This window comes from Allobosea sp. FBZP-16, assembly GCF_002831785.1.
Taxonomy (GTDB): domain Bacteria; phylum Pseudomonadota; class Alphaproteobacteria; order Rhizobiales; family Beijerinckiaceae; genus Allobosea; species Allobosea lupini.
Window position 1 is genome coordinate 181873 of record NZ_LNCQ01000040.1, and the last position, 22088, is coordinate 203960.

Annotated in this window: 27 protein-coding genes and 1 tRNA gene; 17 read left to right on the forward strand and 11 right to left on the reverse strand. The window is 67.0% G+C overall.

Annotation, left to right across the window (positions count from 1 at the left end; all coding sequences use genetic code 11):
- The first annotated feature begins 125 nt into the window (after positions 1-125).
- Positions 126-2282: a sodium-translocating pyrophosphatase gene (locus tag CXY91_RS20920; protein ID WP_100963098.1), complete on the forward strand. Its 2157-nt coding sequence runs from the start codon at positions 126-128 to the stop codon at positions 2280-2282.
- A gap of 202 nt (positions 2283-2484) precedes the next feature.
- A complete protein-coding gene (locus CXY91_RS20925; RefSeq protein ID WP_100963099.1) occupies positions 2485-3405 on the forward strand; it encodes a DMT family transporter in 921 nt (306 codons plus the stop codon).
- 159 nt (positions 3406-3564) lie between these two features.
- On the opposite strand, the gene CXY91_RS20930 is transcribed toward CXY91_RS20925, so the two are convergent.
- Positions 3565-4059 (reverse strand): outer membrane protein assembly factor BamE, encoded by a 495-nt coding sequence (locus tag CXY91_RS20930; RefSeq protein ID WP_091830080.1) that lies wholly within the window; start codon positions 4057-4059, stop codon positions 3565-3567.
- Between the two features lie 173 nt (positions 4060-4232).
- Here CXY91_RS20930 and CXY91_RS20935 point away from each other — a divergent pair, with 173 nt between their 5' ends.
- From CXY91_RS20935 to sugE, 7 genes are all read left to right on the forward strand, one after another.
- Positions 4233-4733 carry a ubiquinol-cytochrome C chaperone family protein gene (locus tag CXY91_RS20935; protein WP_158673522.1) on the forward strand — a complete coding sequence of 167 codons (501 nt, stop codon included), beginning with the start codon at positions 4233-4235 and terminating at the stop codon, positions 4731-4733.
- Complete coding sequence (locus tag CXY91_RS20940; protein ID WP_100963101.1) at positions 4730-5281, forward strand: YceD family protein; 552 nt, start codon at positions 4730-4732, stop codon at positions 5279-5281. Before CXY91_RS20935 ends, CXY91_RS20940 begins: the two co-directional genes overlap by 4 nt.
- A gap of 112 nt (positions 5282-5393) precedes the next feature.
- Positions 5394-6458, forward strand: a complete 1065-nt coding sequence (gene plsX / locus CXY91_RS20945; RefSeq protein ID WP_100963102.1) for a phosphate acyltransferase PlsX — start codon at positions 5394-5396, stop codon at positions 6456-6458.
- A gap of 15 nt (positions 6459-6473) precedes the next feature.
- Positions 6474-7451 carry a beta-ketoacyl-ACP synthase III gene (locus tag CXY91_RS20950; RefSeq protein ID WP_100963103.1) on the forward strand — a complete coding sequence of 326 codons (978 nt, stop codon included), beginning with the start codon at positions 6474-6476 and terminating at the stop codon, positions 7449-7451.
- Between the two features lie 202 nt (positions 7452-7653).
- Positions 7654-7968: an integration host factor subunit alpha gene (locus CXY91_RS20955; RefSeq protein WP_057192231.1), complete on the forward strand. Its 315-nt coding sequence runs from the start codon at positions 7654-7656 to the stop codon at positions 7966-7968.
- Positions 7969-8016: 48 nt separating this feature from the next.
- Complete coding sequence (locus CXY91_RS20960) at positions 8017-8625, forward strand: MerR family transcriptional regulator (RefSeq protein WP_091830070.1); 609 nt, start codon at positions 8017-8019, stop codon at positions 8623-8625.
- A 126-nt stretch (positions 8626-8751) separates the two neighbouring features.
- Complete coding sequence (gene sugE / locus CXY91_RS20965) at positions 8752-9066, forward strand: quaternary ammonium compound efflux SMR transporter SugE (RefSeq protein WP_100963104.1); 315 nt, start codon at positions 8752-8754, stop codon at positions 9064-9066.
- A 26-nt stretch (positions 9067-9092) separates the two neighbouring features.
- Here the strand turns inward: sugE and CXY91_RS30315 are convergent, their stop codons facing one another.
- The 3 genes from CXY91_RS30315 to CXY91_RS20975 form a co-directional block, all read right to left on the reverse strand.
- Positions 9093-9263 carry a hypothetical protein gene (locus CXY91_RS30315; protein WP_158673523.1) on the reverse strand — a complete coding sequence of 57 codons (171 nt, stop codon included), beginning with the start codon at positions 9261-9263 and terminating at the stop codon, positions 9093-9095.
- Between the two features lie 62 nt (positions 9264-9325).
- Complete coding sequence (locus CXY91_RS20970; protein WP_100963105.1) at positions 9326-10282, reverse strand: LysR family transcriptional regulator; 957 nt, start codon at positions 10280-10282, stop codon at positions 9326-9328.
- 96 nt (positions 10283-10378) lie between these two features.
- Positions 10379-10804, reverse strand: coding sequence for a DoxX family protein (locus tag CXY91_RS20975; RefSeq protein ID WP_100963106.1), 426 nt, complete (start codon positions 10802-10804; stop codon positions 10379-10381).
- A gap of 185 nt (positions 10805-10989) precedes the next feature.
- On the opposite strand from CXY91_RS20975, the gene CXY91_RS20980 reads away from it, so the two are divergent.
- Both CXY91_RS20980 and CXY91_RS20985 read left to right on the forward strand, forming a co-directional pair.
- Positions 10990-11922 (forward strand): ring-cleaving dioxygenase, encoded by a 933-nt coding sequence (locus tag CXY91_RS20980; protein ID WP_091830062.1) that lies wholly within the window; start codon positions 10990-10992, stop codon positions 11920-11922.
- 69 nt (positions 11923-11991) lie between these two features.
- Positions 11992-12621: an alpha/beta hydrolase gene (locus tag CXY91_RS20985; protein WP_100963107.1), complete on the forward strand. Its 630-nt coding sequence runs from the start codon at positions 11992-11994 to the stop codon at positions 12619-12621.
- A gap of 7 nt (positions 12622-12628) precedes the next feature.
- Here the strand turns inward: CXY91_RS20985 and CXY91_RS30320 are convergent, their stop codons facing one another.
- Positions 12629-12778: a hypothetical protein gene (locus CXY91_RS30320; RefSeq protein ID WP_158673524.1), complete on the reverse strand. Its 150-nt coding sequence runs from the start codon at positions 12776-12778 to the stop codon at positions 12629-12631.
- 151 nt (positions 12779-12929) lie between these two features.
- A complete protein-coding gene (locus CXY91_RS20990; protein WP_100963108.1) occupies positions 12930-13232 on the reverse strand; it encodes an SH3 domain-containing protein in 303 nt (100 codons plus the stop codon).
- Positions 13233-13384: 152 nt separating this feature from the next.
- Between CXY91_RS20990 and CXY91_RS20995 the strand changes: the two genes are divergently transcribed.
- The 4 genes from CXY91_RS20995 (at position 13385) to CXY91_RS21010 (ending at position 15348) form a co-directional block, all read left to right on the forward strand.
- Positions 13385-13597 carry a hypothetical protein gene (locus CXY91_RS20995; RefSeq protein ID WP_158673525.1) on the forward strand — a complete coding sequence of 71 codons (213 nt, stop codon included), beginning with the start codon at positions 13385-13387 and terminating at the stop codon, positions 13595-13597.
- A 188-nt stretch (positions 13598-13785) separates the two neighbouring features.
- The gene (locus CXY91_RS21000; RefSeq protein WP_100963110.1) at positions 13786-14046 is read left to right on the forward strand and encodes a hypothetical protein; all 261 of its coding nucleotides are present in this window, start codon (positions 13786-13788) and stop codon (positions 14044-14046) included.
- A 10-nt stretch (positions 14047-14056) separates the two neighbouring features.
- Positions 14057-14134, forward strand: a tRNA-Pro gene (locus CXY91_RS21005).
- Positions 14135-14535: 401 nt separating this feature from the next.
- A complete protein-coding gene (locus CXY91_RS21010; RefSeq protein ID WP_158673526.1) occupies positions 14536-15348 on the forward strand; it encodes a methyltransferase domain-containing protein in 813 nt (270 codons plus the stop codon).
- Here CXY91_RS21010 and CXY91_RS21015 read toward each other — a convergent pair.
- The 3 genes from CXY91_RS21015 to CXY91_RS21025 are packed head-to-tail and all read right to left on the reverse strand — an operon-like array spanning position 15321 to position 19230.
- Positions 15321-16463: an acyltransferase family protein gene (locus tag CXY91_RS21015; protein ID WP_100963112.1), complete on the reverse strand. Its 1143-nt coding sequence runs from the start codon at positions 16461-16463 to the stop codon at positions 15321-15323. The two genes, CXY91_RS21010 and CXY91_RS21015, sit on opposite strands and share 28 nt — an antisense overlap.
- Positions 16460-17692, reverse strand: a complete 1233-nt coding sequence (locus CXY91_RS21020) for an O-antigen ligase family protein (RefSeq protein WP_091830046.1) — start codon at positions 17690-17692, stop codon at positions 16460-16462. Before CXY91_RS21020 ends, CXY91_RS21015 begins: the two co-directional genes overlap by 4 nt.
- Positions 17689-19230, reverse strand: coding sequence for an undecaprenyl-phosphate glucose phosphotransferase (locus tag CXY91_RS21025; protein ID WP_100963113.1), 1542 nt, complete (start codon positions 19228-19230; stop codon positions 17689-17691). The genes CXY91_RS21020 and CXY91_RS21025 overlap by 4 nt, the downstream gene beginning before the upstream one ends.
- Positions 19231-19746: 516 nt before the next feature.
- Between CXY91_RS21025 and CXY91_RS21030 the strand changes: the two genes are divergently transcribed.
- Complete coding sequence (locus CXY91_RS21030; RefSeq protein ID WP_100963114.1) at positions 19747-20115, forward strand: DMT family transporter; 369 nt, start codon at positions 19747-19749, stop codon at positions 20113-20115.
- Positions 20112-20450: a multidrug/spermidine efflux SMR transporter subunit MdtI gene (gene mdtI / locus CXY91_RS21035; RefSeq protein WP_091830040.1), complete on the forward strand. Its 339-nt coding sequence runs from the start codon at positions 20112-20114 to the stop codon at positions 20448-20450. Before CXY91_RS21030 ends, mdtI begins: the two co-directional genes overlap by 4 nt.
- Before the next feature lie 15 nt (positions 20451-20465).
- Here mdtI and CXY91_RS21040 read toward each other — a convergent pair whose 3' ends face one another.
- On the reverse strand, positions 20466-20825 hold the full coding sequence (locus tag CXY91_RS21040) for a hypothetical protein (protein ID WP_158673527.1): 360 nt from the start codon (positions 20823-20825) through the stop codon (positions 20466-20468).
- 5 nt (positions 20826-20830) lie between these two features.
- A partial coding sequence (locus tag CXY91_RS21045; RefSeq protein WP_248307577.1) for a sulfite oxidase occupies positions 20831-22088 on the reverse strand: 1258 nt, incomplete at its 5' end.

Here is a 22088-nt window from a genome sequence, read left to right on the forward strand (position 1 = left end):
ATCGGCGCTGTGGCCTGATTCGTCGTGAGGCCGACAGAGCCGTTTCCTGCGTTCAAAGAACCGGAAAACCGGCTCCGTCGGGGTGTCCTACCCCGGATGACGAAATCTCAGGGATAGGAAATTCGATGTCGGCCTTGCTCATCATCATTGTCTTGAGTGCGTTATCGATCGTCTACGGCTTATGGGCCTATGGCGACGTGATGAAACGCGATGCCGGCAACCAGCGCATGCAGGAGATTTCCGGTGCGGTGGCCGAGGGCGCGCAGGCCTATCTCAAGCGCCAATACGTCACAATCGCCATGGTCGGAGTGGTACTCTTCGTCGGCCTCACCTATCTGCTCGGCGCCTATGTCGGCATCGGCTTCCTGATCGGCGCCGTGCTCTCGGGCGCCGCCGGCTTCATCGGCATGAACGTCTCAGTCCGCGCCAATGTCCGCACCGCCCAGGCGGCGATGCAGTCGCTCGGCGACGGCCTCGACGTCGCCTTCAAGGCGGGCGCGGTCACCGGCATGCTGGTCGCCGGCCTCGCGCTGCTTGGCGTCGCCTGCTATTACGGCTTCCTCACCGGGATGAAGGGCTTCGCGCCTTCGAGCCGTGTCGTCATCGACTCGCTCGTCGCGCTCGGCTTCGGCGCCTCGCTGATCTCGATCTTCGCCCGTCTCGGCGGCGGCATCTTCACCAAGGGCGCGGATGTCGGTGCCGACCTCGTCGGCAAGGTCGAGGCCGGCATTCCCGAGGATGACCCGCGCAACCCGGCGACGATCGCCGACAATGTCGGCGACAATGTCGGTGACTGCGCCGGCATGGCGGCCGACCTGTTCGAGACCTATGCGGTGACGCTGGTCGCGACCATGGTGCTGTCCGCCATCTTCTTCGCCGGCCAGCCCGTGCTCGGCGCGATGATGCTCTATCCGATGGCGATCGGCGCGGCCTGCGTCGTCACCTCGATCATCGGCACCTTCTTCGTCAAGCTCGGCGCCAACCAGTCGATCATGGGCGCGCTCTACAAGGGCTTCATCGCCGCCGGCGTGCTCTCCGTCGGTGCGATCGCCGCGGTCAACTACCTGATGTTCGGCGGCTTCGCCGCCTCGTTCACCACGGTGCAGGGCGTGACCTTCACCTCGGGTGGCCTGTTCGGCTGCGCACTGGTCGGCCTCGCGGTGACGCTGCTGATCGTCGTCATCACCGAGTACTACACCGGCACCGGCAAGCGCCCGGTCGTCTCGATCGCCCAGGCTTCGGTCACCGGCCACGGCACCAACGTCATCCAGGGCCTCGCGGTCTCCTTGGAATCGACCGCGCTGCCGACCATCGTGATCATCGCCGGCATCATCGTCTCCTACGGTCTCGCCGGCCTGTTCGGCATCGCCATCGCCACCACCGCCATGCTGGCGCTGGCCGGCGTGGTCGTCGCGCTCGACGCCTTCGGTCCGGTCACCGACAATGCCGGCGGCATCGCCGAGATGGCCGGCCTGCCCAAGGAGGTCCGCCACTCCACCGACGCGCTCGATGCCGTCGGCAACACCACCAAGGCGATCACCAAGGGCTACGCCATCGGCTCGGCCGGCCTTGGCGCGCTGGTACTCTTCGCCGCCTATACCTCGGACCTCAACTTCTTCGTGGCCGAGGCCAACAAGGCGGGTTCGACGACCTTCCAGTACTTCAAGGGCGTCACCGTCGACTTCTCGCTGTCCAATCCCTACGTCGTCGTCGGCCTGCTGCTCGGCGGCCTGATCCCCTTCCTGTTCGGCGGCATGGGCATGACCGCCGTCGGCAAAGCGGCGGGCTCGGTGGTCGAGGAGGTGCGCCGTCAATTCAGGGAGAAACCCGGCATCATGCAGGGCACGGATCGGCCGGACTATGCCCGCGCCGTCGACCTGCTGACCAGGGCGGCGATCAAGGAAATGGTTCTGCCGTCGCTGCTGCCGGTGCTCGCTCCGGTCGTGACCTTCTTCGTCATCAATGCCATCGCCGGCAAGAACCAGGCCTTCGCCGCGGTTGGCGCCATGCTGATGGGCGTGATCGTCACCGGCATCTTCGTCGCTATCTCGATGACCTCGGGCGGCGGCGCCTGGGACAACGCCAAGAAGAGCTTCGAGGACGGCTTCGTCGACAAGGACGGCGTCCGCCATCTCAAGGGCTCCGAGGCGCACAAGGCTTCGGTCACCGGCGACACCGTCGGCGACCCCTACAAGGACACGGCTGGCCCCGCCGTGAATCCCGCGATCAAGATCACCAACATCATCGCGCTGCTGCTGCTCGCCATCCTGGCGCATAGCTGAGCGGCAAATCTCCTGACAGATGCCTGGCCCCGCGGAGCGATCCGCGGGGTTTTTCGTTGCGCTGCAAAGATTTGCGCCCGGCTGCGGAATCGGATTGCCAGGCGGCTGAATCGATCTGCGAGGCTACGGCCGGGGCCGTAGCGTTCCGGCGCGACGGAGCCGCCTTCGCCTGCCACGGTCCCGGCCATCCGAGGAGGACCCGATGACCGCCCCAACCGCTCCCGCCGCCGCACGATCCGGCCACCTGATCGATCTGGCCTCTCTGCTCCTGCTGGCGACGCTCTGGGGCGCCTCCTACAGCTTCATCAAGCTCGGTGTCGAGACGATCCCGCCGCTGACCTTGATCGCGGCGCGCACGCTGATCGCCGGCGCGCTCCTGCTCGTCGTCATCCGCTGGCGCGGCCTCGGCCTGCCGCGCGATTCCGTCATCTGGCGGCGCTTCCTGATCCAGGCCTGCCTCAACAGTGCCGTGCCGTTCACCCTGATCGCCTGGGCCGAGACCAGCGTCGATGCCGGTCTTGCTGCGATCCTCAATGCCGGCTCGCCGATCTTCGCCTTCCTGCTCAGCCTGCTGCTCTTCCGTTCCGAAGCAGCTGTGGGGCGCAAGCTGTTCGGCGTCGCCGCCGGCATGCTCGGCGTCTGCCTGATCATCGGCATGGAGGCGCTCTCGGGCTTCGGTCGCGAACTCTGGGCCCAACTCGCCCTCGTCGCGGCGGCAGCCTGCTATGGCGGAGCGGCGCTGTTCGGACGCAACTTCAAGGGGCTCGACCCGATCATGCCGGCCGCCGGCTCCTTGATCTGCGGCGCCGTGATCCTGATCCCCTTCAGCCTGATCATAGACCGGCCCTGGACGATCACGCCCTCGGCCGCATCGATCCAGGCGCTACTGGCACTGTCGGTGTTCTCGACCGCGCTGGCGTTCATCCTCTATTTCCGGTTGATAGACCGGCTCGGCACGGTCGGGACGACCTCGGTCGCCTATCTGCGCGTGCCCACCGGAGTTGCCCTGGGCGTTCTCTTCCTCGGCGAGCGGCTGAGCCCGACCGCTTGGGCCGGGCTCGCGCTGGTCATCGTCGGAGTGTTCGCGATGACGCTGCCGGCACGGAAGCCGAAGGGCGGCTAGATCGCCGCGCATCCGATAGGTCGCGAATCTATCTTGTTGCTTTAGCGCCCGACTCGGAAGCATGAAGCATCCGTCACGACGCGGAACGCGGGGGCCCGCCAATGAAAAAGCCCTGCGGTGTCGCCGCAGGGCTCTCACGTCATGGATGGCGAGACGGGTTCAGGCGCCGAACGGCGTGAACTTGGTGACGCCGCGGAACAGGTTGCGCAGGAAGCTCTGCTCCTCGCCGCCGGTCGGGGTGGTGCGGCTGATGAAGTCGAAGATCACGCCGTCCTGCAGGCCGTAATTGGCGATGCGCTCGACCTTGAAGCCCTTGTTGAAATAGATCACCAGCACGTTCTGGTCGATGACGGCGAAGTCCTGGAACTGGAAGCGCCGGCGAACCCTCTGGCTGATGTAGTAGAAGGTGCGGTTGCCGACGGTCGAGGTGGTCGAGGGCGTGCCGAGCGTGGTCAGCACGGTCTGCACGTCCATGCCGACCTTCACCTTGGCGATCAGCTCGTCATCCATGACGAAGCCGCGGGTGAACTCCTCGTTGAGGCCGGCCGAGGTCGGGGTGCGGAAGCCGAGATTGGTGGCAGTGCCGCAGCCGGCCAGCGGCAGGGCGGCGGCCAGCGAGCCGATCAGGACGGTACGGCGGGTCGGAGCAGTCATGCGTGGCGGATCCGAAGGGGAGGCGCGCGGAGCTGCCGCGCTTGTCAGGGTGGGTGCGCTTGGCGTAACGCCCGAGGATGGCTTTGGCAAGGCAAGTCACTTTTAGCCAAGCTGGTTGGGAAAGGCGGGTAGGGGCTGTGATCTTCGGCCTGTTCGGCAGGAAGCGTGCGCGCATGGCGCCGGTCAACACGTTGCTTGAGCGCATCGTCGGCGCCTCGCGCGAGCCGGCCCTGTATCTGCAGGGCCGCGTTCCCGATGATTTCGAGGGGCGGTTCGAGGCGCTGACGCTGCATCTCTTCCTGGTGCTGCGGCGGCTGCGCGACTTGCCGGCCCCGGCGGCCGACGTGGCGCAGGACCTGATCGACGCCAGCTTTGCCTATCTCGAGCTCGGTTTCCGCCAGGGCGGCATCAGCGACGTCGCCGTGCCGAAGCGGATGAAGAAGATCGGCCGCAGTTTCTATGGCCGGCTCAGTGGCTATGAGGAGGCGCTTGCCGCCGGGGAGCCTGGAGCCTTCGAGGCCGCGCTCGCCCGCAACATCGCCCCGCAGATCGATGCAGCGGCGCTGGCCCGCCATGCCAGGGCGGGGGGCGCCGTCTTGGCCATGCGCTCGCTCGACGATATCCTGACCGCCGATCCGTTGTTCCCGCCTTTCTCAGGCAGTATCGAAGCATGACCGTTTCCCCTCAGGACAAATTGCCCCTTCACCGTCCGATTCGCGTCGAGAGCATCACCTTGCGCCCGGTACCGGTCGTGGTCACGCCTGAGCAGGCAGATCTTGCTGCGATCGCGTCCTATCTCGGCGTCGCCTCGGTCGAGGCGCTGAAGGCGAGCTACACGCTCTCGCGCAATGGCGAGCGGCTCAAGCTCGAGGGCATGATCAAGGCGGGGCTGCACCAGAACTGCGTCGTCACGCTCGAGCCCTTCCCGGTCGAGCTCAACGTGCCGGTCAAGCTCGATTTCGCGCCGGAGGCCGAGATCGCCGCCATGGCGAAGCCGTCCGAGGACGACGAAATCGACATCGAGGTGCTGCTCAACGAAGAGGAGCCGCCGGAGCCGATCATCGACGGCACGATCGATCTGGGTGTGGTCACGCTCGAATTCCTGGCGCTGTCGCTCGATCCCTATCCGCGCAAGCCCGGCGTGGCGTTCAGCGAGCCCGCCCCGGAGACGCCGGCCGAATCGCCTTTTGCTGCCCTGTTGCAGCTGAAGCGCGAGCCATGACCGGCGGAAACCTCCGCGCTTTCCCTTGCGGCGAGCGGCCAACCCGCTATTGTCCGCCGCCGCCCGGCCGCCCCCGGCAGGGGGCGCAGGCCCTGGAATCGATCACCCCCGCATGACACGCCCGGTTACAATCGCGCTTGACGCCATGGGCGGGGACCACGGTCCGTCCGTGGTCATCCCGGGCGCCGCCCTCACGCTCGAACGTCGCCCGGACGCGAAATTCGTGATCTTCGGCAACGAGGGCGAGGTCATGCCGCTGCTCGACGCGCATCCGAAGCTGAAGGCCGTCACCACCTTCCACCACACCGAGGTCTCGGTGAAGATGGACGACAAGCCGAGCCAGGCCTTGCGCTATGGCCGCTACAAGTCGTCGATGTGGCGCGCCATCGACGCCACCAAGACCGGCGAGGCCGACGTCACGATCTCGGCCGGCAACACCGGCGCGCTGATGGCGATGTCGAAGTTCTGCCTGAAATCGATGCCGCAGGTCGATCGCCCGGCGATCGCCTGCCTGTGGCCGACGGTCCGCGGCGAGAGCGTGGTGCTCGATGTCGGCGCCACCATCGGAGCCGATGCCCAGCATCTGGTCGATCTTGCCGTGATGGGCGCGGCCATGGCGCGCGTGGTGCTCGATATCGACCGGCCGAGCGTCGGCCTGCTCAATGTCGGCGTCGAGGAGATCAAGGGCGTCGAGGCGGTCAAGGAAGCCGGTCGGATCCTGCGCGAGAGCGCGCTGCCGCATCTCGAGTATCACGGCTTCGTCGAGGGCGACGATCTCGGCAAGGGCACGGTCGACGTCGTCGTCACCGAGGGTTTCACCGGCAACATCGCCCTCAAGACCGCCGAAGGCACCGCCAAGCAGATCGGCGAATACCTGCGCGCGGCGATGGGCCGTTCGCTGATGTCGAAGATCGGCTATCTTTTCGCCCGCGGCGCCTTCGCGGCGCTGAGGGACAAGATGGACCCGCGCAAGGTCAATGGCGGCGTGTTCCTCGGGCTCGAAGGCATCGTGATCAAGAGCCATGGCGGCACGGATGCCGTCGGGTTCGCCAGCGCGACCGAACTCGGCTACGAGATGGCGCGCGAGAATCTGATGGCGAAGGTACGCGAGATGATGGCCGCGACGGCGCGGCCCAGCTCAGCACCGGCAAGCCCACAAGTCGCCGCCGGCGAGTAGGGAAGAGAAACGTCCTTGTCCAGAATGCGATCCGTCCTGCGCGGCTGCGGCTCCTATCTGCCGGCGCGCATCATGACCAACGCCGAATTGGCTGAGAAGGTCGACACCAGCGACGAGTGGATCGTCCAGCGAACCGGCATCCATGCCCGCCACATCGCGGCTGACGACGAGACCACCAGCACGCTCGGCCTGAAGGCTGCGCAGGCCGCGCTTGCCGACGCCGGCATCCCGGCGAGTGAGGTCGACCTCATCATCGTCGCGACGGCGACGCCCGACCACACCTTCCCGGCGACCGCGACCCAGATCCAGGCCGCGCTCGGCATCACGCAAGGCGCCGCCTTCGACCTGCAGGCGGTCTGCTCCGGCTTCGTCTTCGCGCTCGCCACCGCCGACAAGTTCCTGACCAGCGGTGCGGCCAGGACCGCCATCGTCATCGGCGCCGAGACCTTCTCGCGCATTCTCGACTGGGAAGACCGCGCCACCTGCGTGCTGTTCGGCGACGGTGCCGGCGCCGTCGTGCTGCGGGCGGAGGAGGGCGCCGGCACGCTCGCCGATCGCGGCGTGCTGACCACCCATGTCCGCTCCGACGGCCGCTATATGAACAAGCTCTATGTCGATGGCGGGCCGGGCTCGACCAAAACCGTGGGCTTCCTGCGCATGGAGGGCCGCGAGGTCTTCAAGCATGCCGTGGTCAATCTCGCCGACACGGTGCGCCACACTTTCGAGGAGACGGGGCTCAGCGGCGCCGACATCGACTGGTTCGTGCCGCATCAGGCCAACCGCCGCATCATCGACGCCACCGCTCACAAGCTCGGCATCAGCGAGGACCGGGTCGTGGTCACCGTCGGGCAGCACGGCAACACGTCGGCGGCCTCGATTCCGCTCGCTTTGGCGCAGGCCCATATGGACGGGCGCATCAAGCCCGGCCAGCTCGTCCTGATCGAGGCGATGGGCGGCGGCTTCACCTGGGGGTCGGCGCTGATCCGCTGGTAGCGGCCCGGTTGGGCCGCCCAGGCTAAGCACTTTGGATTTATGACATTTTCTTAGCGGTCGTCAGCGCGGATTTCCGCGTTTTTCAACCTGTGCGGGTGTGTCGAGGATTGACCGTAGTCGCCTCGCCGCCTAGCGTCCGCCTCCAATGGGGCGATGGTTGATTAGGGACGCCGCTGTTTGAAGAAACGCCTTGGAGGAGCTGATGGCGGGGCAAACGATTACGCGGGCTGATCTGTGCGAGGCCGTCTATCAGAAGATCGGCCTGTCGCGGACGGAGTCGTCCAAGCTGGTCGAAGCGGTGCTGGACGAGATCTGCGATGCGGTGGCACGTGGGGAAAACGTCAAATTGTCCTCGTTCGGTTCGTTCGTCGTGCGCGACAAGGGCGAGCGAATCGGGCGTAATCCGAAAACCGGCGTCGAAGTCCCGATCGAGCCGCGCCGCGTGATGGTGTTCAAGCCGTCCAATGTGATGAAGGCGCGGATCAACGGATTGAACGGCGTGGGTGAGGAAGAGTGACTCTGGCGCATCGGCCCGAAAAGTGGGGTGCGGTTTCGGATTAGGCCGATGCAGGATCAAAAATTCCACGGCAGCGGATTCGAGGCCGAATTGGATAACAAGAGCCCAGACGCATTCAGAACCATCAGCGAGGTCGCCGAAGACCTCGACATTCCCCAACATGTCCTGCGTTTCTGGGAGACGCGCTTCTCCCAGATCAAGCCGCTGAAGCGCGGCGGCGGCCGGCGCTATTACCGGCCCGACGATGTCGCCCTGCTCAAGGGGATCCGCCGCCTGCTCTATGGCGAGGGCTACACGATCAAGGGCCTGCAGCGCATCCTGAAGGAGCAGGGGCCCCGTTACGTCCAGGCGATCGGCCGCGGCGGCGAGATCGTCGGTGGCAACGCGCCTGCCCAGCCACCCGCAGCAGCCCACATGGCGCCGCCGCGGGGCGAAGCGATGCCGGCGGCCCAGCCGACGCAGCATCATCAGCATGCCCCTGCCATGGAGCCGGGTTTCGCGGCGAAGGCGCTTCTGTCCTCCTTGCCGCGCGCGGCCCAGCCGCTGGTCGACGCCGACGACCTCGCTTTCCTGAAGGCGACACTCTCCGAGCTGGTCGAATGCCGCCGTCTGCTGCATGGCGCCCTGGCCGGCGCGACCGTTGGCGAGGACGGTTGAGCGCGCCTGTGCTTGAACTTTGCTCCCGGCTCGCTAGATCAGCGGGTGAGGACGACCTCCGCAGGCTTGCGGCCTGCGTTTCCCACTAGGCGTGGACGACCCCGCCCTTCCAAAAGGAGGGCCGCCATGGCCTGGACTTATCTCTTCTTCGCCGGCCTGTTCGAAGTCGGCTGGGCCATCGGGCTGAAATACACGCACGGCTTCACGCGCCTCGTCCCGACCGTGCTGACGGTCACCAGCATGGCGGTGAGCCTCGGGTTGCTCGGTCTCGCCTTGAAGAGCCTGCCGCTCGGCACGGCCTATGCGATCTGGACCGGCATCGGCACGATCGGCACCGCCATCCTCGGCATCATCCTGTTCGGCGAACCGGCGACGGCGCTGCGCCTCGTCTGCGTCGGCCTGATCGTCGCCGGCATCGTGGGGTTGAAGCTTGTCTCCTGAGCCCGCCGTACCCGCCTTCGGGCGTCTCAGCGCCGCCGGAAGGCCTCGGGCCAGAGGCCGTTGCGCTCGAGCAGGACGACCGCGACGATGACGGCCAGCGTGACGACGATCGTCACCAGCTTGGCGTCCCAGGGCACGCCGCTGCCGATCAGCCAGATCAGCGCCAGGCCCGCGATGAGGGGGATGAGGAGCTCCATGGCGTTATCCTAAAGCATCGGCCCGAAAAGTGGCATCCGGTTTTCGGAAGAGCCGGCGCAAGTCAAAGATCTCGATCGGACCCGGCTTCAACGACCGGCTCACTCGCTGCCGAACTGCCCTCCATCAGCGGCCGCAACTTGGCCAGTTCCTGCGCCATGAAATCGAGGAAGAGCCGCACCCGCGGCGAGTGGCGCAGGTCGGGATGGGTCAGAAGCCAGAGATCGGCGGCATAGCCCGCCTGCGGCGGCCCGAGCCGGTGTAGCGCCGGCCGCTTGTCGGCGATGAAGCAGGGCAGGTAACCAACCCCGATCCCGGCCTCCACGGCTTCCGTCAGCCCGAGCACGGTGTTGATCTTGTAGATCACCCGCTCGGCCGGGACGATCTTCTGCACGTGCTGGACCACCTTGAACGCGCCGAACTGGTCGCCGAGCGAGATCCAGGGGCGATCGCGCAAGCTCTCCTCGGCCTGCGGTGTTGAATCGGGGAAATCGACGCTTCGGCCATAAAGTGCCCAGCCGATCTTGGCGGCGCGCCGGCCGATGAGGTTTTCGGGCGGATTGTCGGTGGCACGGATCGCGACATCGGCGTCGCGCTTGCTGAGGTTGAGCGCCTGGTTGCCGAGCAGGACGTCAAGCTTGATGTCCGGGCATTGCCGCATGAAGGCGGCAAAGAGCGGCGTCAGCAGCTCGACCAGCAGTGTGTCGTTGGTGGTGACGCGCAATTCACCCGCCGGCAGGATCTCGCGGCCGGCAAGGCGCCGGGTGAAGCCGGCGATGTCGGTCTCCAGCCGCTCGGCCAGGACCGCCATCTCCTCGCCGGCCGGCGTCGGCACGTAGCCGGAGCGATGCCGCTCGAACAGGCGCGTGCCCAGGCTTTCCTCGATCTGGCCGAGGCGGCGGAAGACGGTCGAATGGTTGAGCCCGATCAGCTCGGCGGCCGCCGGCAGGCTGCGCGCCTCGGCGATGGCCTTGATCAGCCGGAAATCGTCCCAGGCGACAGAGGAGGCGGCGGTCGGCAAGCGGTGGCTCCGGGCGGGTCAGCTACCCCTGATACATGGTACGGGCGACAAATTGCAGCAACCTGTCGCCCGTTCTGTCGTGATGGTGGCCGAGGCTCAGGCCAAGGCGGGCTTGGCCGGGACCGGCAGTCCGGCCGAGCGCAGCGCCAGCGCGCCGTCGCCGATCAGGGCGTGGGCGAAAGCGGCCAGAGCAAGGAAGGCAGGATATTCCCAGCCGCCGTTCGGCGCATTGAAGACCCAGCCATTGGGGGCGTGGATGGACAGTGCGCCGAGCAGGATCGGCAGCAGCAGGACGGAGACATAGCGGCCATAGAAGCCGGTCAGGATGGCAAGGCCGCCGAGCACTTCCGCCAGGATGATCGGCCAGGCGAGGAAGCCGGGCAGGCCGACCTGGCCGAGGAAGCCGGTGAAGCCGGGAACGGTGAAGACGGCGAACTTCAGATAGGCGTGGGCGATGAACATGACGCCGAGCGCAACGCGCAAGACGAGGGCGCCATAGGGGGCGAACCGAGTGTCGATCATGGTCTTTCTCCGAAGGACCGGTTGGGTCTGCGGCGGAGAATGTCGATTTCGACATCGCAATTCAAATTGGCATTTCAGGATTATGAAATTGCTCAGGTGCAATGATTGAGGTCTGGCAATTTGGCGAGCCGCAATCATCTTGGCGTCAACGGGGGCCGCTTCTCGCAGCCCGGAGGACTATCGTCATGCAGATCAACGGCATCCACCACGTCACCGCAATCGCCGGCCCAGCGCGCCGCAACCTCGACTTCTACAGCCGGGTGCTCGGCCTGCGCCTAGTCAAGAAGACGGTGAACTTCGACGACCCGACCACCTGGCACCTCTATTTCGGCGATGCCGGCGGCAATCCGGGCACGATCCTGACTTTTTTCCCCTGGGAGCATGTTGCGCCCGGCCGGCTCGGCGTCGGCGAGACGGAAGTGACCGCCTTCCGCATCCCGGCGGCGGCGGTCGGCTACTGGACGCATCGGCTCATCGCCAATGGCGTCGCTCACGACGCCCCGCAGAAGCGCTTCGGCGAGACGGTGCTGAGCTTCCGCGATCCCGACGGCATGCGGCTTGCGCTGGTCGGCGTGCCCGGCAGCGAGAGCGAGCCGGCCTGGGACAACGGCGAGGTGCCGCCTGAATCCGCCATCCGCGGCTTCCACGGCGTCACGCTGCTGCTCGACAAGACGGAGACGACCGTCGCGATCCTGCGCGACGTGTTCGGGTTCGTCGAGGCCGGGCTCGAGGGCAACACCGTCCGCATGCGGGCGGAGGGCACCGACCATGGCGGGGTTGTCGACCTGCGCGCGGCCGGTGGCTTCCTGCCCGCAAGGATGGGCGCGGGCTCGGTTCATCACGTCGCCTTCCGCGCCGGCGACGACGCGGAGCAGGCCCGCATGGTGAAGACGCTGACCGAAACCTTCGGCCTGCGCCCCACCGAGCAGAGGGACCGGAACTATTTCCGCTCCGTCTACTTCCGCGAGCCCGGCGGCGTGCTGTTCGAGATCGCGACCGACGCGCCCGGTTTCGCCATCGACGAGCCGGCAGAAGACCTCGGCGGCGCGCTCAAGCTGCCGGCGCGGTACGAGATGCGTCGCGCCGAGATCGAGGCCGTCCTGCCGGCTCTGGTCTGATCAATGAATGCGCTCCGCCTTCGGGCGGGGCGCCCCTCGCTGGATGTTCACTGTGAAAGGAGGGATGCCATGAGTGCGTCCGAAACCTTCATCCACCGCTTCGAGCCGGCGACTGCGCCTGGCCCGGCGCCGCTCCTCCTGCTGCACGGCACCGGCGGTGACGAGAACGACCTCTTGCCGCTCGGGCGCACCGTCGCGCCGGGCGCGGCGCTGCTCTCGCCGCGCGGACGGACGCTGGAGGCCGGCATGCCGCGCTTCTTCCGCCGTCTGGCCGAGGGCGTCTTCGACGAGGACGATCTCATCCGGCGGACGCATGAGCTCGCCGATTTCGTCGAGCAGGCGCGCGCGGAATACGGGCTGTCGGCGCCGATCGCGCTCGGCTTCTCGAACGGCGCCAACATCGCCGCCGCGATGCTGCTGCTGCGGCCGGAGGTGCTGTCGGGAGCGGTGCTGCTGCGGGCGATGTCGCCTTTCGCCAAGCCGCCTGTGGTGACGCTGGCGGCCAAGCCGGTGCTGATTATCTCCGGCAGCTTCGATCCGATCATCCCGGAGGAGAATGCGGCGCGATTGGCGGCGACGCTCTCCGGGGCTGGAGCTTCGGTGGAGCACCGCAGCCTGCCGACCGGTCACGGCCTGTCACAGGCGGATCTGGGGCTGGTGCGGGATTGGTTGGCTCAGCGCCTCGCGCTCGCGGCGTGAGACGGGCTCAGGCTCCGGGCCTGGCGTGCTTGGTGAGATAGCACGTCAGGCCGAGCCCGCCGAGCATAACCGAGATCATATAGGGGCCGAACAGGCAGGTGACGAACACGGCCGCGATGAAGCCGAGCATCAGGCTGTTGCGCCAGTCCAGGGTCATGACGGGGCCTCCATGAATTGGTGCCAGTATCATGAAGATAACCTTCACTCTGTGAACCTCATTTGAACGGAGTACGTTAACAGAATCTTGCCGTTGCGGGCTTTTGCTCATGCGGCAGGCGGCCGCACTCGGCAGCGGCCCGGCCCGCCGCTCAGCCGCAATCCCTAAGGAAACGGCGCGCGACATGGCCCTCGCTGAAGCCCTCATAGCCCTTCGCCAGTCTGGTATCGCCGGGCCAATGCCTGACCTTGCTCCAGCCGCCGCGGCCGCCTTCGATGATCTGGACCTCGTCGCCGGCCCTCATGCGCAGGATCAGCCGGCCTTGTGCGCCCGGCGCGGCGCGCAGGGCGACGAACCCGTCGGCCGTTTCCGGGACGAGGCAGAACAGCGAGGCGCTGGCGTCGCCTGGATGGAGCAGAAGGCCGGACAGGACGAGCAGGGCCGGGCGGATCATGGCGTTTCCCCTGGTTCGAGGCGCCTCAGCATGCTGCAAGACGCCGGGCAAGGCACCGAGATTATCGCGGTACGGTGGCACCTGTGCCGCTTTCGCGCGTTGTCCCTGCGACGCCGCGCTGCGGCACGGAGGCGAAAGCGATGATGTTCCAGTTGTTCGAGGCGATCGCTGGCCGGGTCAGCGATCAGGCTGCCGAATATGCCAGCGCGCAGGCGCGGATCGTCGCGAGGACGCTGACGCAGGCCGCAAATCCATGGGGGTTCGCTCTGGTCGGAATCGCGGCATCGCCACCGCCGGTAGCGCTTGACGAGCCGGACGCGTGTTCGGCGAAGGCACGAAACGATCAGCGCGTCCGGCGCAACTGATGGGCCAGGGGCCGGTGCCCACCTGCCGGCGTCCAGTGCCGAAGGTGGCTTGACGCTCGTGCATGCACGCACCCGGAAAGTCCTTGGCATATTTGGCTGGCTGAAGCGTGGCCTGGCCGCGGTGCGAAGCCTATCGAGGAGCAGTCGAGCAGGCCGCAGCGGCGGTCCTGGGCCGGAGTGGACACGGCATGACCAGCACTCTCCTCGTCGTCGCGACGATTGCGACGCTGCCCGCCTCGCTCTGGCTTGCGCTGGAGGGTAACGCAGCGCTGGCCCTGCCGCTGGCGACCGTCTTTGCCGGGCTCGTGCGCACCATCGTCCGCCATGCCGGACGCAGGGGCATCACGCCGGCCGAGGTCGCACCCCTGCGCATGACGACAGGTAGCTGTGAATCCAGCGGCCCGATCCGGCAATTGCCGCGTTGCATCGCGGCGTCGTGCGCTCTATAAGCCGACCCGTCGGAGCGTAGCGCAGCCCGGTTAGCGCACTTGTCTGGGGGACAAGGGGTCGGAGGTTCGAATCCTCTCGCTCCGACCATTTTCTTCTTTCATCTCGGTTTTGCGCGAGGCAGCCTGGCCGCCCGCATTGGCGCGTCCTGAACGAGACAGGCTCAGGCACTGCCAACTGGCGGACATGTCCGCCAGCCAGCCGCGCGCTTCCATGCCGTTCCGTCCGGCCAGAACCATCGTCGCCTTCCTCGCTTTCGCGCTGTCCGCTTGCGCGCGGGAGCGGACGGGCCCGGCGACATGCCAGACCCACAAGGCCGGCAATGGCGATTTGACCGAGTGCGATTGAAGGCTGGCGGTGTCAGTCGGCGATGTCCCTTTTCGGAGCGAGTGGCCTCGTCGTCTGTTAACCCTCCCTTAAGACTTCGATTGCGCGGCCCCTGCAGCGGGCGCAGGGTCGGGGCCTCACAGCAGGAAGCGGGACATATCGTCATGTCGATGGCGCTGACCGAACGTCGGCCGCTGCGGTCGCAGGATGCCGCGGCGGTGGACAGGGGCTCGATCGAGAGCTTCTTCGCCGGGCTCCAGCCCGATTGGCATTCCAACTGGGCCTGGGACCATTACGAGGCGACGATCCTGGCGCTGATGCACCAGTTCGGCCTGAGGCGGCTCTGCGAGATCGGTGGCGGCCGCGATCCGCTTTTCACCGTCGAGGACGCGCGCCGTCATGGGCTCGACCTCATCGTCAACGACATCGATGCGGGGGAGCTCGCGCTGACGCCGAAAGGGCTGCGCACCGCGCGTTTCGACATCGCCGGCGATCTGTCCGAGCCGGATGTCGCCCGCGGCGGCTACGACATGATTATCTCGCGCATGGTGTTCGAGCATGTCCATGACGTTGAGCGTGCCTGGGCCAACATCCATGCCTTGCTGGCGCCGGGCGGTATCGGGCTCGCCTTCATGCCGACGCTCTGGGCGCCGGTCTTCGCGCTCAATCACATCCTGCCGAAGGCGGCTTCGCGCGCCATCATGCATGCGCTCTTCCCAGCGCGGCGGCAGGACGGCGACGACCCGGTCTTCCCGGCCTTCTACGATCAGTGTCGTGGCAGCCGCGCGGCATTGGAGCCGATGCTCCAGCGGGCCGGCTTCCGCGACGTCCACGTCCAGCCCTTCTGGGGCAGCGGCTACTTCGAGCGGATGCCGGGCCTGCGTGGCCTCGATGCGGCCTTCAACAAGCTCGCCGCCAAGGCCGATTGGCGCCTGGTGACGACCTATGCCTATGTGGTCGTTCGCAAGGAACGCTGAGCAGGCAGGGGCGAGCGCGCTTCGCGCTCGCCGGCTCCGTCCGGCCGCCGGCTCCGCATCGCCCGCAGCAAAGGCTGCTCCGCATAGCGGTAGAGCAGCAGGGCAGTGACGCAGGAGGCTGCCGTCGCGACCACGACATAGGCCGTCAGCGGAAGCGCACCGCCAATGGCTTGCGTCCAGAGATTGCGCAGCGGGCGCAGTACGAAGGGGTGTACCAGGTAAAGGCTGTAGGAGGCGTTGCCGAGCAGTACCGCGAGGCCGAGCAGCCGTGACGGCCTCCCGCGCGCCGTGCTGGCGCCTCGGTGCAGGGCCGCGGCGCTGACGATCATCAGGGCAGGCACGCCCCAGCGCAGCGCGTCCGGCCATTGCTGATCGGCCAGAGCGGGCCATCGCACCAGGCCGGCCATGCCGGCGCAGGCCAATATGAGCGCCGTCGGCGCGCCCAGCCGCAGGCCGCCGAGATAGGCGAGCGCCAGCAGGCAGCCGAAGGCGAATTCGAGGATGATCGACTGGGTCCAGAAAGCGAGCTGGACCTGCGTCGGCTCGAAGGCGAGACCGACCCCGGCGAGCACGGCGAGGATCGCCGTCAGCACCGGCACGGCCAGGCGCATCGGCAAGGCGAGCGTGCAGGCGAACAGCACGTAGAAGAACATTTCGAGGTTCAGCGTCCAACCCAGCGCCATGACCGGGCGGATCTCTCCGGGCGCCCGCAGGGACGGGATGAAGAGATAGGAGGCCAGCACATGCCGCCAATCGTCGATCGGCACGTTCAGCAGCCTTGGCGCGACGAGGGCGCCGAGCAGCAACAGCGTCGACAGCAGCCAGTAGAGCGGAACGATGCGCACGAAGCGGCGCCAGAGGAAGCTGCGCCATCCGCCGGGGCGCTCGAACAGTTGCGTCGAGCTGTAGACCATGATGAAGCCGGAGATGACGAAGAAGATGTCGACGCCCGTGCTCCATCGCAGCAGGGAGCCGTCGAGCGGTGCGCGCCCGAGCGCGCTGCCCATCGCCTGCGTCTCATGGATCGCATGGCCGATCACGACGAGCAGCGCCGCAACGCCGCGCAGCACCTGGATCGCCTGGTTCTGCCGGGCTTCCCCCGTCTTCCCGGTCATGGCGCGGTCTCAGCGCCCGGGCGACGCGCAATGGCTGCAAGGCCCCAGATCAGCCCGAGCAGCAAGTAGAAGTGGCGCCAATGGTCGGTGTCGATCTGGAAGCCCTGCAGGATCGTGACGAAGAGGACCGACCAAACCGCGATCGCCTGGCCCTGCAGCGGGCCGCGCCGGAACACCAGCCACCAGCCGGCCCAGCAGGTCGCCACGGTCAGCGCCAGCCAGGAAAAGCCGCCGAGCCAGCCATAGGAGGCGAAGGCGTTGATGTAGACATTGTGCGGATCCTGCTGGAGGAACAGCCAGCGGAAGCGCAGCGGCCCGAAGCCGTTGGGCTCGGAGAGCAGCATCGGGATCGAGCGCAGCTGCGCACCGAAGCGGCCGGTGACGCCGAGATCGTAGCTCTGGTCGAGGCTGGCCCGGACCTCGAACATCTCGCGGATCACGTCGAAGGAGAGGGCGATCGCCAGGGTGGCGGCGGCGAGCACGAGGCTGGTCAGGGCCAGCGCGACGATCCGTGCCCGCATCCTGGCCGTGCCCGCGGTCAGGAAAGTCAGGCCCGCCATCAGCAGCACCGCAGCCGCGAGATTGCCCCAGGCGCCGCGCGAGAAGGTCAGGAACAGAGCAGCGAGCGGCACGCTGATCAGGGTGAGGCCGCCGACGAGCCCGCGCCGTCCCACCAGGATATCCTGCAGCACGAAGACGATCGGCAGCACCAGGAACGGGCCGAGCACGTTCGGATCCTTGAACGTGCCGGTCGCGCGGCCCCACAGCGTGAAATGGTCGCCAAGGCCGGCAATGTCGAAATAGCCGACGATCGCGAGCAGGCCGGTGCACCAGGTCGCGAACAGATAGCCGCGCTTCAGCGCCTCGAGCCGGGCCTGCGTGTCGTCGGCCATGACGGCCGCCAGCACGATCGCCGTGACCATCAGGTAGAAGGAGACGGCGATGAAGCGCACCGCATCCGGATCGTTCATCCAGGGGATCAGCGAGATGGCGCCGCCGAGATTGAAGCCGAGCAGCAGCAGCGCCAGCGGCAGCAGCGCCCGCGACAGGCGCAGACCGGTGAGCACGAACACCGCCAGGACCAGCAGGAAGGCGATCTCATAGGGCGAGGGCTCGATGATCGCGACCCAGCTGGAGGCGGTCAGCAGCCAGAGCGCGCCGCGCTGCAGCGCGGCGTGGGAAATCCGGAGGCGCCGGCCGAGCCCCGGGTCGTGCGCCAGCGTGCTCAATAGGCGTTCTCGTTCTTGGTCATCAGCGAGAACGGCGTCTTGATCAGGATGTAGAGGTCGAGCAGCACCGACCAGTTCTCGATGTAATAGAGATCATGCTCGACGCGGCGCTGGATCTTGTCCTCGGTGTCGGTCTCGCCGCGCCAGCCATGGACCTGCGCCCAGCCGGTGATGCCGGGCTTGACCTTGTGGCGGGCGAAGTAACCGTCGACGACCTGCTCATAGGCGCGGTTCGATGCGGTCGCGTGGATCGCGTGGGGGCGCGGGCCGACCAGCGAGAGATTGCCCTTGAACACGACGTTGAGCAGCTGCGGCAACTCGTCGATCGAGGTCTTGCGAATGAAGCGACCGACGCGGGTGACGCGCGGATCGTCCTTGGTGACCTGCTTGGCGGCGGCAAAATCGCTCATATCGTGATAGAGCGAGCGGAACTTCAGCACCTCGATCATCTCGTTGTTGAAGCCGTAGCGCTTCTGCCGGAACAGGATCGGACCCTTCGAGTCGAGCCTGACGGCGATCGCGGTCGCGATCATCAGCGGCGACAGCGCGATCAGCGCCAGCGTGCCGACGACCTTGTCGAACACCCATTTGACGACGATGTCCCAGTCGGCGATCGGTCGGTCGAACACGTCGAGCACGGGGACCGCGCCGATATAGGAATAAGAGCGCGGCCGGAAGCGCAGCTTCGACATATGGGCCGAGAGCCGGATATCGATCGGCAGCACCCAGAGCTTGCGCAGCATGGCGAGCAGCCGCGCCTCGGCCGAGATCGGCAGGGTGAAGATCACGAGGTCGAGCTTGGTGCGGCGCGCGAACTCGACGAGATCGTCGATCGTGCCGAGCTTGGGGTAGCCGGCGACGAGATCGGGCGAGCGATCGTCATTGCGGTCGTCGAAGACGCCGCAGACGCGCAGCCCCGTGTCGCGCTGGGCCTCCAGCGCCTTGATCAGCTCCTCGCCGGCGGGGCCGCCGCCGACGATCGCTGTGCGACGTTCGAGCCGGCCCATCCGGGTGAGCCGAAGGACGATCAGCGAGGCTGTCAGCCGCTCGGCCAGCAGCAGTACGAGGCCGACGGCATAGAAGGCGGCGAGCCAGACGCGCGAGACCTGGTCACCGACCTTGAGGAAGAAGAAGCCGGCCAGCGCCAGCAGGAACAGGATCGTCCAGCCGGCTGCGACCCGTACCGCGATGCCGATGAAATTGCGCAACGCGCTGACATGGTAGAGGTGGAGCGCCTGGAAGACGGCGAGTGCGCCGACCGCCACCAGCGGCACCGTGACCTGGTAGGGCAGGGCGTAGTCGACCTTGCCGGCGACGTAGAGGGCGAAGACGAGCCCGCCGACGCCGAGGATCACCAGCATGTCGGCGAGGCGCACCAGCCCCTCGATCAGCACCGGCGACAGCGTCTGCTTGACCGGCATCGCCGCGATGCGTTCGGCCAGCGGGTGGAAGGTCCGCGTGCCCTCCGATGCTCCGCTTGCAGATGCGGGGCCGGTAGAATCCGCCTTGATCAGGTCGCGAACGTCGAAAGCGCCCATCTCGTCCAGTCCTCGCGCAGGGAATGCGGGCTCGCCCGCCGCGCTGAAAGCTCTCGTCACCTAGCGCAAATTGCTCTCGGAAGACTTAATCGGACTCTGCGGAAGCGATCGGGATTTGAGGCGATTTGAGCCCATCGAAGACGGCTGAAACCGCATCGTCGGGGCGTCTTTTTTCGGACCTATCGAAAGGTCGATTTTCACTCGGGCCTTCAAGGTATTAGCCGAGGGTTTCGCGGCCACGAAAATAGTGTCCAAGGCACAGAAAGTCGCGATCGAGTTGACAAAAAGCTTAGATTCAGGCACTTAACGCCGCGATGAGTGTCTGAGAAGCACATATTTCATTGACCTTGCCCACGGGTATTTCCGGTGATTTGGGCTTGGCGATGTGCTGGCCTTCGGCGAAAGCCTGAGCGCTCCCTTCATCTCGAACATCGTCTTTTGAACGCTAACGATGCGCACCCCGCAGACGCCGCACCCGCGGCGCCTGCGCCCCGGGCCAGCGCCCCTGTGTGACTTATGTCTTTTCATTGGTTGATCCTGCTCGCGGCCATCGCCGTGGAGCTGCTTGCGACGTCGGCTCTCAAGGCCTTCGTCGCGGGCCCGGTCCTCGTCGCGGTGCTGCCGCTCGCGCTGATCGGACTGTCCTTCGCCCTGCTCAGCGTCGCCCTGCGGGTCATTCCCATGGCCGTCGCCTATGCGGTCTGGGAAGGCCTCGGCATCGTCGGCATCGCCCTGATCGGCCATGCCTTCTTCGCCGAGCATCTGACGGTCCCGCGCATCCTGGCGCTGGCCCTGATCATCGGCGGCATCGTGCTGCTGGAACGCGGCGTCGGTCACGACGCCGACCCTGCGGCACCCAGGGAGGATGAGCGGAGGCTGGTGTGACCTTCGCTGCCTCCGCGCAAGCCTTCGCGCTCGCCTGGCTCGGACTTGCCGTCATCCTCGAAGTGATCGGCACCAGCCTGCTCAAGATCTCCGACGGGCTGAAGCGCCGGCTCGTCGGCGCCCTCGGGGTGCTCTGCGTCGTCGGCGCCTTCGCCGCCCTGGCGCAGGCGATCCGCGGCATGGACCTCTCGGTGGCCTACGCCGTCTGGGGTGGCGTCGGCCTGGTGCTGACCGCCGTGGTCGGCGCGCTCGCCTTCGGCCAGCGCATTCGCCCGGCCGGTTGGCTCGGCATCGCGCTGGTCGTCGCCGGCGTGGTCGCACTCAAGCTGTTCTGACCGGAAGGCGTCGCCTCAGTTCAGGAACGGGTTCTTCCACCCGCCCTGCTGGGCCGGCGCCTTGGTCGGAAAGACCTTGGCGAGATAGTCGAGCACCTTGCCGCGCTCCTCCGCAGGGAGGGCCGGCATGTTGTGCTTGCTCACCATCCAGTCGAGCGTCTCGCCCCATTTCTCGCGGCTCATCGCCTGTGCCGCGACCAGCTTGAAATTGTGGCAGGCGACGCAGGCATAGAAGGCCTCGTCGCGGTTCGGGCCGGCCGGAAACATCTCCGGCGTCTCCTCCGACGGAGCAGGGGCCTGCGCCAGCGCCATCGACGTGGCGAGCAGCAGGCCCGTGCCGAGCATGAGCCCGGCGCGGCCGATACGTGCGATCACGGCGTTCAACCGACCAGTACCGCGACCCGGTGCATCGGGTTGGCGCCGTAGCCCTGCGGGTTCCAGCCGCCGGCGACATGCGGCTGCGCCCGGCCCTTGCTGTCGGTGGCGCGGACCCAAAGCTCGTAATAGCCGTCGGACGGCAGCTCGACCTCGGCGGTCCAGCGCCGCCAATCATAGCGGTTGCGCGGTTCGGCCGCCTTGGCCGGCTGCCAGGTCGCGCCGAAATCGATCGAGACATCGACGCGCGAGACGCCCTCATGCCCGTCCCAGGCGGCGCCGCGCAGCGCGAGCCTGCGTGTGCCGGCTGCCAGGCGCGTGCCGTTGGCCGGATTGGTGATGATGCCGCGCACCGGCATGTCGGTCATGGTGCGCATATTGGAGTCGTCGGTCTTGCCGCCGGGGATCATCGGCTTGATCGCGACGGAGTACGAGGTGCCGCCCATGCCCTGGCCGTCATGCACCTTGTCGCGGATCGCGATCCGCTTCAGCCATTTATGCGAGACCGAGGCCGGGAAGCCGGGAATGATCACCCGCAGCGGCCCGCCATGGATGGCAGGCAGCGGCTGGCCGTTCATCGCCCAGACCAGCAGCGCATGCGGCTCCAGCGCCGCCGCGATCGGCACGCCGCGCGAGATCGCATCCTTGCTCGCATCACCGGATAGGTGCTGATCGGCGCCGTAATTGGCGGTGTGGACGGCGGTCGACTTCAGGCCGGCGCTCTGCAGCACGTCGGCGAGCGGTACGCCGGTCCATTCGGCGCAGCCGGCGCCGCCATTGGTCCACTGGTTGCCGCGTGCCTGCGGCTGGAAGAACGAGCGGCCATTGCCGCCGCATTCCAGCACCGTGCGGAAGGTCTTGTGCGTGAACTTCTGCTTGAGCTCGCCGAGCTTGATCGTCAGCGGCGTGTTGACCTCGCCATCGATGGTCAATTCCCAGGCGTCGCCCTCGGTGAAAGGCTCGGGCGTCTGGCCGTTGTTGCGGACGAAGAACTTCTCGATCGGCGTGGTATCGTCGTCGAGCATGTGCTCGGGCGTTTCGGCGACGAGCGGCCGGTCGCCGAGCAGGACAAGGCCCTTGGCCTTGCCGGGGAAATTGAGAAATTCCGGGCCCTTCGGCGTGGCGGTCGCCGGGGCCGCGGACGGGACGGCGGAGGCGGGCGGTAGACCCTGCGCCAGTGCAACGGGAACGAGCCCGGCCGGCATCTGGTCCGAGAACGGGATCGCGCCGCCGACGGCTGCACCCATCGCCGCGAGCCCGGCG

Excerpts from the sequence above, each read along its gene's own strand:
- CXY91_RS21015 (WP_100963112.1), bottom strand. The coding sequence starts at position 16,463 with ATGACCGGGAAGACGGGGGAAGCCCGGCAGAACCAGGCGATCCAGGTG.
- plsX (WP_100963102.1), top strand. The coding sequence starts at position 5,394 with ATGACACGCCCGGTTACAATCGCGCTTGACGCCATGGGCGGGGACCAC.
- CXY91_RS21030 (WP_100963114.1), top strand. The coding sequence starts at position 19,747 with ATGTCTTTTCATTGGTTGATCCTGCTCGCGGCCATCGCCGTGGAGCTG.
- CXY91_RS20980 (WP_091830062.1), top strand. The coding sequence starts at position 10,990 with ATGCAGATCAACGGCATCCACCACGTCACCGCAATCGCCGGCCCAGCG.
- CXY91_RS21010 (WP_158673526.1), top strand. The coding sequence starts at position 14,536 with ATGTCGATGGCGCTGACCGAACGTCGGCCGCTGCGGTCGCAGGATGCC.
- CXY91_RS20960 (WP_091830070.1), top strand. The coding sequence starts at position 8,017 with ATGCAGGATCAAAAATTCCACGGCAGCGGATTCGAGGCCGAATTGGAT.
- CXY91_RS20940 (WP_100963101.1), top strand. The coding sequence starts at position 4,730 with ATGACCGTTTCCCCTCAGGACAAATTGCCCCTTCACCGTCCGATTCGC.
- CXY91_RS30320 (WP_158673524.1), bottom strand. The coding sequence starts at position 12,778 with ATGACCCTGGACTGGCGCAACAGCCTGATGCTCGGCTTCATCGCGGCC.
- CXY91_RS20935 (WP_158673522.1), top strand. The coding sequence starts at position 4,233 with ATGGCGCCGGTCAACACGTTGCTTGAGCGCATCGTCGGCGCCTCGCGC.
- CXY91_RS21025 (WP_100963113.1), bottom strand. The coding sequence starts at position 19,230 with ATGGGCGCTTTCGACGTTCGCGACCTGATCAAGGCGGATTCTACCGGC.
- CXY91_RS21000 (WP_100963110.1), top strand. The coding sequence starts at position 13,786 with ATGACCAGCACTCTCCTCGTCGTCGCGACGATTGCGACGCTGCCCGCC.
- CXY91_RS20930 (WP_091830080.1), bottom strand. The coding sequence starts at position 4,059 with ATGACTGCTCCGACCCGCCGTACCGTCCTGATCGGCTCGCTGGCCGCC.
- CXY91_RS20975 (WP_100963106.1), bottom strand. The coding sequence starts at position 10,804 with ATGATCGACACTCGGTTCGCCCCCTATGGCGCCCTCGTCTTGCGCGTT.
- CXY91_RS20990 (WP_100963108.1), bottom strand. The coding sequence starts at position 13,232 with ATGATCCGCCCGGCCCTGCTCGTCCTGTCCGGCCTTCTGCTCCATCCA.
- sugE (WP_100963104.1), top strand. The coding sequence starts at position 8,752 with ATGGCCTGGACTTATCTCTTCTTCGCCGGCCTGTTCGAAGTCGGCTGG.
- CXY91_RS20920 (WP_100963098.1), top strand. The coding sequence starts at position 126 with ATGTCGGCCTTGCTCATCATCATTGTCTTGAGTGCGTTATCGATCGTC.
- CXY91_RS20985 (WP_100963107.1), top strand. The coding sequence starts at position 11,992 with ATGAGTGCGTCCGAAACCTTCATCCACCGCTTCGAGCCGGCGACTGCG.
- CXY91_RS20925 (WP_100963099.1), top strand. The coding sequence starts at position 2,485 with ATGACCGCCCCAACCGCTCCCGCCGCCGCACGATCCGGCCACCTGATC.
- CXY91_RS20955 (WP_057192231.1), top strand. The coding sequence starts at position 7,654 with ATGGCGGGGCAAACGATTACGCGGGCTGATCTGTGCGAGGCCGTCTAT.
- CXY91_RS30315 (WP_158673523.1), bottom strand. The coding sequence starts at position 9,263 with ATGGAGCTCCTCATCCCCCTCATCGCGGGCCTGGCGCTGATCTGGCTG.